We start from the raw sequence: 13,295 nt of genomic DNA, 5'->3' as shown, positions 1-13,295 counted from the left end.
TCAGGTTGCGGGACCGTCGGTCACGGTGGTGCGGTACCGGAACGCCGCGGGCCGGGGAACGGTGCGGTCGCCGATCCGGCGGGCCAGGCCGAAGTCGTCGAGGACACGAAGGGCATCGGCGGTGAGCCGCTGGGCGCCGTCCTCGGACTGGTAACCCTTCGCCCACCGCGGGAAGCGCCGCAGCAGCGTGTTCGCCTCGGCCTCGAGCTGTTCCGGTGTCAGCCCGTCCGGGGCGGCCGTCAGCGGTTCCAGCAGGAGCAGGGCGGCGACGCGTGCCGTCGCGGAGTCGTCCGGGAAGCGGCTGTCGGTGGCGATGGCCTCCGGGTCCACGAGCAGCAGGCCGTCGGCCCGTTCCTCCAGCACGAAGCCACCCTGCTCGGCGGCGCGCTTGACGATCTGGCGCCCCGTCGGCGAGGCCAGGTAGGCCAGTTCGTCGGCGCCGAGTTCGTCGTGGTGCAGGACGGGATCGTCGAAGAGCCGCCGGAGCACCGAGTGCCGGAGCCGGAGGTTGCGCTGCGCGTCGGAGGCGTCGGCCCCGCCGTACCGGCTCTCGCGCACCGTGCCCCGCAGGAGTTCCTCGAAGCGCAGCGGCACGTCCTGCGCCGGAACGGCCAGCCGGGACGGGCCGACGGGCGCGGCGAGCAGGCGCATCAGGACGGTGGCGTCCACTCGGTAGAGGACCTTGGCCTTCGCCGAGTCGACGAAGCTCTCCGTGACGCCGTCCACGGTGAGGAGCGCGCCGTAGGCCTCCAACAGCTTGAGCACGTCCACGAACGCCATGCGCTCGGACCTGCTCGCCGTGTCGAAGGGCGGCAGTGCCTCGTCGGTGGCACAGGCGTGGACGACCCGGTCGGCGAGCAGGCCGACCGTCGTGACCGGGACCGGAAGCAGCTCGGCCGCGACGACGCACAGCAGCGTGTAACGGCGGCGGTCGAACGGGGCCTTGCCGGACCGCAGCCGACGGGCGGGGCGCGAGGCGTCGGGCACGGTCCGGATCTTGAGCAGACGCGCATACCCCAGGCGCGGCTCCACCACCAGCTGCCAGCCGCAGTTGTAGTCGAACCACTTCGTCAGCGGATCCTGACGGCGGCGGATCAGCTCGAAGGCGGGCGGGTCACCGCGCTCGGTGATCAGCGGCAGGCCGAGGAGCAGTCTGATGCCTCGGGCTATGTCCTGCCGCTCGGCCAGGACCAGCTGGTTGGCGAGGGTGCTCATGTGCCGCTCCTGGTGGTGTTCATGCGCTGTCCTCCCGGACGACCGCCCGCAGTGCGCTCGGGCTCCGGATCTCCACCAGGTAGTCGGGCCCTTCGAACCGGCCGTGGGAGGTCCGCAGGACGGCCCGTCCGCCCTCGGGAGAAGGCCGGAGCACGATCTCCACGCGGCCGTCCGAGGTGACCGCCCGACGTGCCCCGCCGGCGTCCGGTCGTACGGCCAGCGCCCGGCCGAGGAGGTCGAGCAGCCGCTCGAAGACGGTGTGGTCCAGCACGCGCAGGTCGGAGAGCCGCACCGGGCCGTCGGTTCCCAGAACGTCCCAGGCCGCTTCGAGTTCGGCCCGCTCCTTCCGGGCCCGCTCGGCCCGGGCCGCCTTGATGCCTCCGATGTCGCGCACCTTCCCGGTGCGGGTGAACCGCTCGGTGCGGCCGCTGGTGCGCAGCAGCGCCGAGACCTCCACCGGCGGAGCCTCGGCCCAGCTGCCCGAGGAGGGCACCAACTCCGGGTCGGGGTGGGCGAGATGGGCATGCCGGGCCGACCCCAGACCGAAGGCGGCCGACCAGAGGCGGTGCAGGTCGTCCTCGGTGGGCGCGGCGGCGAACCAGCGGGCCAGCTCCCGGAAGTCCTGGACGGCGCTGGAGGAGCGGCGCCGTGACTCGGTGATCCGGTCGAGAACCTGGAGGAGCGTCACGATCGCCCGCCGCGCCACGTCGTGCAGCTGCTCCACGCGGGGCCGTGCCCCGTCGGCCGGCCGGAACCAGGACCGGAGCCCCTCCCAGCGCGCCCGGCGCCGCTCCAGCCAGGCCGGCGCGGGATCGCCGTCGGCGACCGGCGGCAGCTCGGCGCCCCGCAGCGCCCGCGCGTGCAGCAGGCTCACCCCGAGCCGCTCCACACGCTCGACGGCGGTGGCGACCGCCTGGCCCCGCTGGTCGAGGTTGACGAGGAACTCCTGGAGATAGGCCACCGTCGCGGCCTTCACCTCGCGGAAGGTCGCCAGGTCCGCACCTTCGGCGCGCAGCAGGCGCTGCAACTCGCCGTTGAACGCCTTGGTGTTGGCCAGCAGCGCCTCCAGGTGGCCCTCCAGCTCCTGCAGCGTGGTGAAGACCCGACGGTCCGAGGACGCGGAGTCGCCCAGCAGGACGTACAGCTCGTCGAGCCGGTCCGTGATCGCCTCCAGCACCGCCGTCTGGAGCGCCCCCGTCGAGGCGAGGACGAACAGGGCGTGCTCGACCCCGGCGGACGCGGCCTCACCGCGCCGGGTCAGCGAGTACTGGAGGTTGCGGCGCTCGTACTCCTCGGCGGTGCGGTAGTTCTCCGCGTGGTTCTGGACGACGTCCAGCAGCTGCCACTCCCTGAGCTTGCGCAGCGCCTCCTGGAGGTCGTCGTCATGGATCGCGTCGAGCCAGCCCACCGTCCGCAGCCGGGTGCGGACCTCGTCCAGCCCGAGCGCGGTCTCCAGCCGCTCGTTGGCCGCTCCGAAGGCCTGAAGGATCGCACCGTAGAGTTCGGCCTTCTCCCCCGTCGTGAACCGGAACATCTCCGGCGGCACCCTGCGCAACCGCTGCCCTCCCCGTCTTCCGGGCACCACAGTACGCGGACGCGCCGACGCCCGACGACGCGGTTGTCAACCGGCCAGGTCGGAGTGCGGCAGGTACAGCTGGTGCAGGTGCGCCCGGGCCTCCGGGGAGGCCTGTGTCCCGGCTCCGGCAACCGCCGGTGAGGTTTCACAGAGCTGAACGCGCTCCGATCAGTTCTCTTCCGTCCCCGCCATCCCGCTCACCTCCGCGATTCCCTCGACCGTCGCGCGGTCGCTCGCCCGCCGGCCCTCGGCGGCGTCAAGCCGGTCGCGCATGTCCCGCAGGCGGGCCGGATCGGAAGCGACCTCCGGCGGTACGAGCGACATGACCCCCTTGGCCCGCTCGCCGTCGCCGAGGTCGGCCACCACACCGTCGGCGCGGTCCTCGTGTCCGGGCACCAGGGCACCGAGCAGGCCGAGGAGAACGAGCAGTTCGCGCTGCACCGCGGGTGTGAACAGCTCCCGTTCCTCTGCGTCCAGCTTCACCTCGATCCGCCCACCACCGAGCTCGGCATAGCCGCGCAGGAGATCCATCAGAAGCTTGAACTGCCGCTCGGGCATCAGGACCTGGAGCGACTCGATGTAGAGCTTCAGCCGCAGCGCCGGTAGTTCCGCGTCCATCCGGGCCTCCCTGGCACGTCAGTCGACCGGAATCCTCACCGATCGTAGTCACCCGATGGCACGGGTGGCGAGGACAGGTGACAGCGCGCGGAGGCGGGCGGAGTTCCCATGGCCGTCAAGGATCGGACGACACCCCCTTCCCCGTCGCGATCCTGACCCGCACCCCCTTGCCCAGGCCTTGACTAACGTCCGGATTCCGCATGGTGACCGGCGATCAGGTCGCGGTACCAGGCGTAGGAGGCTTTCGGGGTGCGCTGCTGGGAGGCGAAGTCGACGTGGACGAGGCCGAAGCGCTGGTGGTAGCCCTCGGCCCGTCGGACGGGGTGTCATTGTGGTCGCGACCCTCAGTCGGCCGACGAGGTTGCCGAACATTCCGTGCAGAGATTTCTTCCCGTCCGGGAGCGCTCGGCGAGGGTGCTGCGGGCACGGAGGAGACGCACGGACGCACCCGGCGCACGCCAGGTCCCACAACGCCGGATCAGTCCGTGCCGGGCTGAACGAGCTTGAAAGCCAGGCGCGCTGCGGCGCGTTGGGCCGCTCGGCGGATGCGCACCGGGGCCGACGGCGCCGGCAGCGGTGCCGGGCGGGTGGTGGCCAGCCTGGGGAAGAGTGCTTCGGCGTTGGTGCGGTTGACGGCCGTGAGCGTACCGGGGTCGACGCCCGTGTCGAGGCCGTTGGCGAAGTACTGCCCGGCGGGGGTGGGGGCGAAGGGCCAGTCGCTGCCGAACAGGACGTGTCCGGGGCGGGCGAAGGCGAGGAGGGTGGGCAGGGCGGCCGGGCTGGAGGACAGGGCGGTGTCGAAGTGGAAGGAGCGGAAGTCGTCCAGCACGTCGAGCGGGCTGCGTGCGGTGTCATTGGCGAGGGTGACGGCCATCCGGTGCGAGGCGTAGGGGACGAAGCCGCCGGCGTGGCTGAGGATGAAGCGGATGTTCGGGTAGCGACGCAGGATTCCGTTGCGGACCAGGAGGTAGGCCGCTCTGGTGGTGTCCAGCAGGAAGTCGGCGGCGAAGGCCGGGATGCCGCGGACCGGTTCAGCGGGCAGTTCCGCGGGGTGGACGAAGACCACCGCACCACGGTCGTCGAGCGCGCGCCACAGGACGTCCTGGCCGTCGGCCCCGAGGTAGGTGCCGCGGTTGTTGGCGAGCAGAGTGACGCCGTCGGCGCGCAGCTCGTCCAGCGCGCGTACCGCCTCGGCGGCGGAGGCTCCGGCGTCGGGCAGGGGCAGGGTGGCGAAGAAGCCGAAGCGGCCGGGGTGGTCCGAGGCGAGGGACGCGCCGTGGTCGTTGAGACGTCGGGCCAGGTCGGCCGCTTCGGCGGGGTCGGCGAGGAAGCCCGTCGCGGGCGTGGACACGGAGACGATCGCGGTGGCGGTGTCCAGGAGGTCCATCAGGTGCAGGGCCGACTGGGCGCTCCAGTCGGGCAGGGCCCGGCCTCCGGCGTCGGTGATGCCGGCCCTGGCGAGCTCGTCGCGGTAGAAGTCGGGCACCACGTGCTGGTGGACGTCGATGCGTTGTGCCGAAGGAGACATGCCGCGGCCTTTCGTGCGCTCTGTGGGGGCGGAGCGGGGTTGTCGTACCGGCCGCCGGGCGCGTGCCGCTCGCGGGTCGTCCGCGGCTCGGCCGCGGCGGGCGTCCCCTCCGGTGGTGCGCGGTTCCGGTCACTTGACCCTCTCCGACGGCGAGCATACCGTAGCAGTCATTCCAATTGGAGTGAGCACTACAGCAACAGTTGCGCGGTGCGATCGACACGATGAGGTGGGCCTGATGCGTCAGACCGGGGCTGGGACAGAGCCCGAGGACGGTTCCTACGACGTGGCCGTCATCGGCTACGGGCCCACGGGCGTGACCGCGGCGAACCTGCTGGGCGCCGCGGGGCTGCGCGTCGTGGTCCTGGAGCGGGACGCCGAGGTCTTCTCCCGCGCCCGGGCCATCTCCACGGACGAGGAGGTCGTGCGGATCTGGCAGCGGATAGGACTGGCCGAGCGCCTCAAGCAGGACATGCTGACCGAGCGGCCCGTGGACTTCGTCGACGCGGACGGCCGCCCCTTCATCCGTGCCCGCCCCACCCCGCGCGGGCACGGGCACCCGCCGCAGATGTTCATCTACCAGCCCGCGCTGGAGCAGGTGCTGCGCGACGGCGTCGACCGGTACCCGAACGTGGAGGTCCTGCTACGCCACGAGTGCCTGCGCCTGCGCCAGGACGCCGACGGGGTGGAGCTGACGACCGTCGGCACGGCCGACGACTCCGTGCACCGGCTGCGCGCCTCCTACGTGATCGCGGCCGACGGCGGCTCCAGCCTCACCCGCGCCCAGCTGAACATCGGCTACGAGGGCCGGACGTACGAGGACCGCTGGGTCGTCATCGACACCGAGATGCTCAAGCCCTGGCCCGACCACGACAAGCTGCGCTTCCACTGCGACCCCGCGCGCCCGGCCGTCGACTGCCCGACCCCGCTGGGCCACCACCGCTACGAGTTCCCGCTCCTGCCCGGGGACGACGAGGAGCACCTGGTCACCGAGGACGCCGTGTACGGGCTGATCTCCCGGTACGGGATCGGCCGCGACAGCGTCAAGGTCCTGCGCGCGACCGTCTACAGCCACCACGTGCGCTTCGCGACCCGCTTCCGCGCGGGCCGGGTCTTCCTGGCCGGCGACGCCGCCCACGCCATGCCGCCGTGGATCGGCCAGGGCATGGCCGCGGGCGTGCGCGACGTGGCCAACCTCTGCTGGAAGCTCGACGCCGTCCTGCGCGGCGAACTGCCCGAGACGGTCCTCGACAGCTACGAGGCCGAACGCAAACCGCACGTCAAGGAGGTCACCCGGCGGGCGGTGCTCGTCGGCCGGACCATCACCGAACGCCGCCGGCCGGTCACCAAGGTCCGCGACGGCGCCCTGCGCACCCTGGACCGCGTCCCGGGCTTCAGCAACTGGCTGCAGAGCGCGAACTGGATCCCCGTCGCCCGGTACGACGCCGGCCTGCAGGCCCGCTCCCGCGCCAGGGCGACCGGCCACCAGGTGCCCCAGCCGTGGGTGACCGGCCCCGACGGCAGCCGCGTGCGCCTCGACGACGCGCTCGGCGGCCGGTGGCACCTGCTGCACGCCCGGACCGCCGCCCCCCAACTCGCCTGGGACGTCCTGGGCGTGCCGTCCCTGACCGTCACGCCGCTGGGCTCCGCACCCGCGGAGGGCACCCTCGTCGACAGCGACGGCGTCCTGCTGCCCTGGATGGCCCGGCACGGCGCGGCCGCACTCGCCCTGCGCCCCGACGCCTACGTCTACGCGGCGGCCCCCGCGGGCGCCCCGCTCCCGCTGCCGCCCCGGGGCTTCGCCCCCACCACCGCTCCCCGCACGCACGCGTCCACCGCCCAGTGAGGACCCCGGCACCATGACGACGACACCGACCGGCCTGCCGACGATGCAGGAGACGACGTACGACATCGGCGGAAGGAAGGTCTTCGCCGCGGAGACCGGGGACGGCCCGCCGCTCCTGCTGCTGCACGGCGGCGGCCCGGGCGCCTCCGGCGTCTCCAACTACACCCGCAACATCGCCGCCCTGGCCCGGGACCACCGGGTCATCGTGCCCGACCTGCCCGGCTACGGCCGCAGCACCAAGGGCGTCGACGCCGGCGACCCCTTCGGCTTCCTCTCCGACCAGATCCGCGGGCTGCTCGACCGCCTCGGCCTCGAAAAGGCCCACCTGGTCGGCAACTCCTACGGCGGCGCCTGCGCCCTGCGCCTGGCCCTGGACACCCCCGACCGGGTCGACCGCATGGTCCTGATGGGCCCCGGCGGCATCGGCACCACCCGCGCCCTGCCCACCCCCGGCCTCAACAGCCTGCTGAACTACTACACCGGCGACGGGCCCTCGCGGCCGAAGCTGGAGAAGTTCATCCGCGACCACCTCGTCTTCAACGCCGCCGACGTCCCCGACTCCGTGATCGACGAGCGCTACCGCGCCAGCATCGACCCGGAGGTGGTCGCCGCACCGCCCCTGCGGCGGCCCTCCGGACGCGACGCCCTGCGGACCGTGTGGAGGATGGATTTCACCCGCGACCCGCGCCTGTCCCGGCTGCCCGTCCCGACCCTGGTGCTGTGGGGGGCCCAGGACAGGGTCAACCGGCCCTCCGGCGGCCGGATGCTCGCCGAACGCATGCCCGACTGCGACCTGTACACGGTCGCCAACACCGGCCACTGGGTCCAGTTCGAGCGCGCGGAACTCTTCAACCGGCTGTGCGCCGACTTCCTGGCAGGCCAACGATGAACACCGTACCGACCAGCGTCTTCGGGGCCGTCCACCTCGGCTACGTCGTCATCGAGACGAACCGCTTCGCCGACTGGCGCCGCTTCGGCACCGACGCCATCGGCATGCACCACGACAGCCTCTCCCCCGACCTGATGCGCTTCCGCCTCGACGGCCAGGAGTGCCGCTTCCTGCTCACCCGCGGGCCCGCCGAGGACGTCGTCGCCACCGGCTGGCACGTCGACGACCACGCCGCCTTCGAACGGATCGAAGCCCGCATCCGCGCCCACGGCGTCCCCCTCACCCGGGGCTCAGACGAGGAGGCGGCCCTGCGCGGCGTCGAACGCCTGCTGCGCTTCCCCGGCCCCAAAGGCATCACCCAGGAGATCTACACCAACCCGAAGCGAGCGGCCGAACCACTGCGCATGCTCGCCTCTGGCTTCGTCACCGGCGACTCCGGCCTGGGCCACGTCGCGCTGACCTCCACCAGGCCCGCGCAGATCCGGGGCTACTTCGACACCGTCTTCGACGCCCGCCTGACCGACTACATCGACGAGACCATCAGCGGCGTCAAACTCAAGATCCGCTTCCTGCGCGTCAACGAGCGCCACCACTCCATCGCCGTCGCCGCCGTCCGCGGCCTGCCCCTGGACCCGGTCCGCACCCGGGTGCAGCACCTCAACATCCAGGCCGCCACCCTCGACGACGTCGCCCGCAGCTACCAGCGCGTCCACGAACTCGGCTTCGAGATGGCCCTGTCGGTGGGCCAGCACACCAACGACAAGGAACTGTCCTACTACGCCCGCACCCCCTCGGGCTTCGAGTGGGAGGTCGGCTGGAACCCGGTCGTCATCGACGAGAGCACCTGGGAACCCACCACCCACCAGGGCATCAGCACCTGGGGCCACCTGCCCGTCGGCCGGACCGTCGTCGACAAGCTCGCCCAGTTCCGCGCCGGAGCCCGATCCCTAGCCCGCCCGGAACGCACCGTGCCCGCCCTCAGCGGCACGGGCATCCCCGACGACTGACCCGGGACAGCCGCCGCACCGCCGGAACGGCTCCGTCCCCGCCCTGCCCGGCGTCCGCGGCGCACGCCCGCACCCGGCACAAGCCGGTGCCCCGGCCGTTCCCCCACCCCTCGACGATCCCCCGGAGGCCACCCTCGTGCTCGGCTCCGCACCACCCCACCGATCCCTGCCGGTTCCGACCCGGCCCGCCCGCGTCGCCGAGGCGGCCGCCCTCCTGGAGGAGGCCGCCCGCACCGGCATCCCGTGCGCCCCGGTACGCACGCTGCTCCCGGAGTCCGACATCGAGGCCGCCTACGCCGTACAGCAGCTCCACGTCGACCTCGCCGTCAGCGCCGGGCGACGACTCGTAGGCCGCAAGATCGGCCTCACCTCGCCCGCCGTACAGCGCCAACTCGGCGTCGACCGGCCTGACTTCGGCGCCCTGTTCGCCGACATGGCGGTACCCGAGGGACAGCCCGTCGCCCCCGGCCGACTGCTCCAGCCGAAGGTCGAGGCCGAGGTCGCCCTGGTCCTCGGCTCCGACCTGCCCCACCGCGACCCGACCGTCGCCGACCTGCTGCGCGCCACGGCGTTCGCACTGCCCGCGCTGGAGATCGTCGACAGCCGCATCGCCGACTGGGACATCACCATCGTCGACACCGTCGCCGACAACGCCTCCTGCGGGCTGTACGTCCTCGGCGGCACCCCGGTGCCGCTGGACCGGGTCGACCTGCGGGCCGTGACCATGACGCTGACCAGGAACGGCGAACAGGTCTCCCGGGGTACCGGGGCCGACTGCCTGGGCAGCCCGCTCACCGCCGCCCTCTGGCTCGCCTCCACCCTCGCCGGGCTCGGCGACCCGCTGCGGGCCGGCGACCTCGTCCTGACCGGCGCACTGGGCCCGATGGCCGCCGCCGCCGCGGGCGACGAGTTCACCGCCGTCATCGAAGGGCTGGGCACGGTCACGACCGCGTTCGCACCCGCCACCGAGGAAGGAGCCCTCGCATGACCACGAAGGTCGCCGTCATCGGGTCCGGCAACATCGGCACCGACCTGATGATCAAGATCCTGCGGCTCTCCGAAACCTTGGAGATCGCCGCGATGGCCGGGATCGACCCCGACTCCGACGGCCTGGCCCGCGCCCGCCGCCTGAAGGTCGCCACCACCCACGAGGGCGTGGACGGTCTGGTGGGACTGGACGAGTTCGCGGACGTGCAGATCGTCTTCGACGCCACCTCCGCCGGCGCCCACCGCCGCCACGACGAGGTGCTGCGCTCGCTGGGGCGCACCGTCGTCGACCTGACGCCCGCGGCGCTCGGCCCGTACGTCGTCCCGCCGGTCAACGGCGACGCCCACCTCGACGCCCCCAACGTCAACATGGTCACCTGCGGCGGCCAGGCCACCATCCCGGTCGTGGCCGCGGTCTCGGCCGTGACCCCCGTCCACTACGGCGAGATCGTCGCCTCGATCTCCTCGCGCTCCGCGGGCCCCGGCACCCGGGCCAACATCGACGAGTTCACCGAGACCACCTCCTCGGCCATCGAGAAGGTGGGCGGCGCCTCCCGCGGCAAGGCGATCATCGTCCTGAACCCGGCCGAGCCGCCGCTGATCATGCGCGACACCGTGTACTGCCTGGTCGGCGACTGCGACGACGCCGCGGTGACCGAATCGGTCGAGCGGATGGTCGCCCGGGTCCAGGCGTACGTCCCCGGCTACCGCCTCAAGCAGAAGGTGCAGTTCGACCGCGTCGCTGCCGACGACCCGCTCCGCTCCCTGCTGCCCGCGCCCTCCCGCACCGGCGGTGCCGCGAAGGTGTCGGTGTTCCTGGAGGTCGAGGGGGCCGCCCACTACCTGCCCGCCTACGCCGGCAACCTCGACATCATGACCTCGGCCGCCCTGCGCACCGCCGAACGCATGGCCGCCCACCGCGCCCCGGAGGTGGCGACGCGATGACTTCCCTGTACATCCAGGACGTGACCCTGCGGGACGGCATGCACGCCGTGCGCCACCGCTACACCGTCGACCAGGCCCGCACCATCGCTGGCGCCCTCGACGCGGCCGGCGTGGCCGCGATCGAGATCGCCCACGGCGACGGCCTGTCCGGCTCCAGCATCACCTACGGCGTCGGCGCCCACACCGACTGGGAGTGGATCGCCGCCGTCTGCGACAGCGTCCACCACGCGGTGCCCACCACCCTGCTGCTGCCCGGCATCGGCACCCTGCACGACCTGCGGCAGGCGCAAGCCCTCGGCATCCGCTCGGTGCGCGTCGCCACCCACTGCACCGAGGCCGACATCTCCGCCCAGCACATCGACGCCGCCCGCGGCCTGGGCATGGACGTGGCCGGCTTCCTGATGATGTCCCACCTGGCAGAGCCCGCCGAACTCGCCCGGCAGGCCAGGCTGATGGAGTCCTACGGCGCCCAGTGCGTCTACGTCACCGACTCCGGCGGACGCCTCACCATGGACGGCGTGCGCGACCGCCTGCGCGCCTACCGCGACGTCCTGTCCCCCGACACCGAACTCGGCATCCACGCCCACCACAACCTGGGCCTGGGCGTCGCCAACTCCGTCGTGGCCGTGGAGAACGGCGTCACCCGCGTCGACGCCTCCCTCGCCGGCCAGGGAGCGGGCGCCGGCAACTGCCCTCTGGAGGCGTTCGTGGCGGTCGCCGACCTGATGGGCTGGGAGCACGGCTGCGACCTGTTCCCGCTGATGGACGCCGCCGACGACGTGGTCCGCCCGCTGCAGGACCGCGAGGTCCGCGTCGACCGCGAGACCCTCACCCTCGGCTACGCGGGCGTGTACTCCAGCTTCCTGCGCCATGCCGAGACCGCCGCCCGCCGCTACGGCCTGGACACCCGCGCGATCCTGGTCGAGGTCGGGCGGCGCAAGATGGTGGGCGGCCAGGAAGACATGATCACGGACATCGCCCTCGACCTCGCGACGGCCCGCTCCGCCGACTGACCGAACAGCCCTCGCACGCCCCGGGCCGACGGACGCCGCGACGCGGGACGTCGAGGACCCGGCGGAACGCTTCGCCGCCGGCATCCGGCCGACCCTGGTGCCGGCGGCCTCCCTCCCCGAGGTCACCGGTGCCCTGAGGCTGCGCGGCATGCAGCACATCCGCACGGCCGACGGGCTCGGGCCCCTGCCCCTGCCCCTGCGCGATCTCGAACCCTGGCGCGCAGCGGGCCGGCTCCGGACCGAGGCCCCCGTGGTGCCCCTCGGCGCGATCGGAGGGGCCGTCCTCGGCCTGTTGCGGTCGCGGTTGCGGTTGCAGTTGCGGTCGCGGTTGCGGTTGCGGTTGCGGTCGCGGTTGCCCATGGTGAAGCGGCTCGACGACGGCGACGGGACCGCGGATGTCCGAGCTGCCGGTGCTCACGCCGGGTCTGTCGGACGAGGACGCCCACGAGGTGGCCAGCCGTCCCTGCCACCCCTGGCCCCGGAGCGGCGGGGTCCGCTGACGGGCGCGGCCGAACCGCCGGCCGACCGGGTCGTGGCCGTCGGGTCCGGGTCCTAGGCGGTGCGGGACCGCAGCTCGACACCGTGCCCGGACATGCGGGCGACGATGCCGTGGTCGGTGACGGCCACGGACCGGAGCGCGAGCCCCTCGGGCAGGTCGTCGAGCGGGGTCCGGCGCTCCAAGGCCCTCGCCAGCAGGGTTCGTGCGGCCGGGGAAACGTTCTCGGGGAGCCGGACGTCGTCGAGTCCGACGGCGTCCGGAGCGGCGACGCCGACATGGGCGGAGGCGGTGACCTGCCCGAACAGCGGCAACCGGGCGGTCGCTGCCACCCGGTCGTCACCCTCGCCCCGGCCGATGGCGACCCCGTAGAAGGCCGAGAGCTCGTCGTACGCGACGGTCGCCGTGACCTCCGCCTCGTCGGCCCGCTCCCCGCCGTCCCGTTCCCGGTGCACTCCTCGCAGGTGGACGGCAACGTCCTCGACGGTCAGGACGCGGCCGTCCAGGTCGGCCGGCACGCGTGCGGCGTCGATGTCCGCCTCGGTGACCACTCCCCGGGCCAACTGCAGAGACACGGGGAAACCGTGTACGCGCACCTCGGGAGCGGCTGCGAGGCCGAGGTTCCGACGAGCCGAGTCGGCGATGCGCTCCTGGGTGTACTGCGTGGCCAGTACCTCGCCGCCGCCGGCGGCGGCGAGCAGCGTCAGGGCCACCGCGATCCACCCGTTGCGGCGGCGCTTGAGGCGCGGCGCCCGGCCGTTGACCGGTTCGTGCATGTTCTCTCTCCTCTGCGGTAATGGCCTGGTCCGACCGCGGTGTCGGACAGCGGCGGTGTTGGTTCGTCAGTGACGGACCGGCGACGGGGGGAGCACCGGGCCGGGACCGGTGCTCGTGCGCGGTGCCGAGGGGCTGGGTCCGCTGCCCGTCGGGGTGCGTGGGGAAGGGCGGCGCGGACCTCGCGCTGGAAGCGGCTCCGGGCGGCGTCGTCGAGGGCGAGCCGCGGGTGCATCGGCTTCACGGCGACCGTACGGTGCGGGAGCAGGTCGTCGGCCGACCGGACCTCGCCCGCGCCGCCGCGGCCGATCACCTCGCGCAACGCGTACCCGCCGCCGGTCAGGCCGGCCCATTCGTCGTAGGGGATGTACGGCATGGCGGCGTCTGCGGTCCTACTGATGACC

11 protein-coding genes and 2 pseudogenes are annotated in these 13,295 nt (G+C 73.1%); 7 read left to right on the top strand and 6 right to left on the bottom strand.

Features of this window, described 5'->3' with window-relative positions:
- The 5 genes and pseudogenes from ACFCY1_RS19255 to ACFCY1_RS19235 form a co-directional block, all read right to left on the bottom strand.
- On the bottom strand, positions 1 to 1,215 hold the full coding sequence (locus ACFCY1_RS19255; protein ID WP_375875334.1) for a TIGR02678 family protein: 1,215 nt from the start codon (positions 1,213 to 1,215) through the stop codon (positions 1 to 3).
- A 19-nt stretch (positions 1,216 to 1,234) separates the two neighbouring features.
- The gene (locus tag ACFCY1_RS19250) at positions 1,235 to 2,749 is read right to left on the bottom strand and encodes a TIGR02677 family protein (RefSeq protein WP_375875333.1); all 1,515 of its coding nucleotides are present in this window, start codon (positions 2,747 to 2,749) and stop codon (positions 1,235 to 1,237) included.
- Positions 2,750 to 2,959: 210 nt separating this feature from the next.
- Entirely contained in the window at positions 2,960 to 3,409 is a 450-nt protein-coding gene (locus ACFCY1_RS19245; protein WP_074004610.1) for a hypothetical protein, read from the bottom strand.
- A 182-nt stretch (positions 3,410 to 3,591) separates the two neighbouring features.
- Positions 3,592 to 3,720, bottom strand: a pseudogene (locus ACFCY1_RS19240) (family 1 glycosylhydrolase); the annotation flags it as partial.
- A gap of 167 nt (positions 3,721 to 3,887) precedes the next feature.
- Positions 3,888 to 4,937: an amidohydrolase family protein gene (locus tag ACFCY1_RS19235; RefSeq protein WP_375875332.1), complete on the bottom strand. Its 1,050-nt coding sequence runs from the start codon at positions 4,935 to 4,937 to the stop codon at positions 3,888 to 3,890.
- A 235-nt stretch (positions 4,938 to 5,172) separates the two neighbouring features.
- Between ACFCY1_RS19235 and ACFCY1_RS19230 the strand changes: the two genes are divergently transcribed.
- The 7 genes and pseudogenes from ACFCY1_RS19230 to ACFCY1_RS19200 all read left to right on the top strand — a co-directional run.
- Positions 5,173 to 6,780 (top strand): bifunctional 3-(3-hydroxy-phenyl)propionate/3-hydroxycinnamic acid hydroxylase, encoded by a 1,608-nt coding sequence (locus tag ACFCY1_RS19230; protein ID WP_375875331.1) that lies wholly within the window; start codon positions 5,173 to 5,175, stop codon positions 6,778 to 6,780.
- A 13-nt stretch (positions 6,781 to 6,793) separates the two neighbouring features.
- A complete protein-coding gene (locus ACFCY1_RS19225) occupies positions 6,794 to 7,669 on the top strand; it encodes an alpha/beta hydrolase (protein WP_375875330.1) in 876 nt (291 codons plus the stop codon).
- Positions 7,666 to 8,676, top strand: coding sequence for a VOC family protein (locus ACFCY1_RS19220; RefSeq protein ID WP_375875328.1), 1,011 nt, complete (start codon positions 7,666 to 7,668; stop codon positions 8,674 to 8,676). Before ACFCY1_RS19225 ends, ACFCY1_RS19220 begins: the two co-directional genes overlap by 4 nt.
- A 166-nt stretch (positions 8,677 to 8,842) precedes the next feature.
- Positions 8,843 to 9,664, top strand: a complete 822-nt coding sequence (gene mhpD / locus ACFCY1_RS19215) for a 2-keto-4-pentenoate hydratase (RefSeq protein WP_375875366.1) — start codon at positions 8,843 to 8,845, stop codon at positions 9,662 to 9,664.
- On the top strand, positions 9,661 to 10,608 hold the full coding sequence (locus ACFCY1_RS19210; RefSeq protein WP_375875327.1) for an acetaldehyde dehydrogenase (acetylating): 948 nt from the start codon (positions 9,661 to 9,663) through the stop codon (positions 10,606 to 10,608). Before mhpD ends, ACFCY1_RS19210 begins: the two co-directional genes overlap by 4 nt.
- Positions 10,605 to 11,621, top strand: coding sequence for a 4-hydroxy-2-oxovalerate aldolase (gene dmpG, locus ACFCY1_RS19205; protein ID WP_375875326.1), 1,017 nt, complete (start codon positions 10,605 to 10,607; stop codon positions 11,619 to 11,621). Before ACFCY1_RS19210 ends, dmpG begins: the two co-directional genes overlap by 4 nt.
- Before the next feature lie 67 nt (positions 11,622 to 11,688).
- A pseudogene (locus ACFCY1_RS19200) lies at positions 11,689 to 12,177 on the top strand (hypothetical protein); the annotation flags it as partial.
- Here ACFCY1_RS19200 and ACFCY1_RS19195 read toward each other — a convergent pair.
- On the bottom strand, positions 12,174 to 12,893 hold the full coding sequence (locus tag ACFCY1_RS19195; protein WP_375875325.1) for a DUF2993 domain-containing protein: 720 nt from the start codon (positions 12,891 to 12,893) through the stop codon (positions 12,174 to 12,176). The pseudogene ACFCY1_RS19200 and the gene ACFCY1_RS19195 overlap by 4 nt on opposite strands.
- Positions 12,894 to 13,295: the final 402 nt, after the last annotated feature.

Origin of the sequence: Kitasatospora sp. NPDC056273 (genome assembly GCF_042268845.1) — a bacterium.
GTDB lineage: Bacteria > Actinomycetota > Actinomycetes > Streptomycetales > Streptomycetaceae > Kitasatospora.
The sequence above is the reverse complement of the archived record's forward strand: the minus strand, read 5'-3'. Positions and strand labels throughout refer to the sequence as shown.

Bases quoted from the DNA above. Each gene is read 5' to 3' on its own strand.
- ACFCY1_RS19250 (WP_375875333.1), bottom strand. From the start codon at position 2,749: ATGTTCCGGTTCACGACGGGGGAGAAGGCCGAACTCTACGGTGCGATC.
- ACFCY1_RS19255 (WP_375875334.1), bottom strand. From the start codon at position 1,215: ATGAGCACCCTCGCCAACCAGCTGGTCCTGGCCGAGCGGCAGGACATA.
- ACFCY1_RS19195 (WP_375875325.1), bottom strand. From the start codon at position 12,893: ATGCACGAACCGGTCAACGGCCGGGCGCCGCGCCTCAAGCGCCGCCGC.
- dmpG (WP_375875326.1), top strand. From the start codon at position 10,605: ATGACTTCCCTGTACATCCAGGACGTGACCCTGCGGGACGGCATGCAC.
- ACFCY1_RS19225 (WP_375875330.1), top strand. From the start codon at position 6,794: ATGACGACGACACCGACCGGCCTGCCGACGATGCAGGAGACGACGTAC.
- ACFCY1_RS19245 (WP_074004610.1), bottom strand. From the start codon at position 3,409: ATGGACGCGGAACTACCGGCGCTGCGGCTGAAGCTCTACATCGAGTCG.
- ACFCY1_RS19230 (WP_375875331.1), top strand. From the start codon at position 5,173: ATGCGTCAGACCGGGGCTGGGACAGAGCCCGAGGACGGTTCCTACGAC.
- ACFCY1_RS19210 (WP_375875327.1), top strand. From the start codon at position 9,661: ATGACCACGAAGGTCGCCGTCATCGGGTCCGGCAACATCGGCACCGAC.
- ACFCY1_RS19220 (WP_375875328.1), top strand. From the start codon at position 7,666: ATGAACACCGTACCGACCAGCGTCTTCGGGGCCGTCCACCTCGGCTAC.
- ACFCY1_RS19235 (WP_375875332.1), bottom strand. From the start codon at position 4,937: ATGTCTCCTTCGGCACAACGCATCGACGTCCACCAGCACGTGGTGCCC.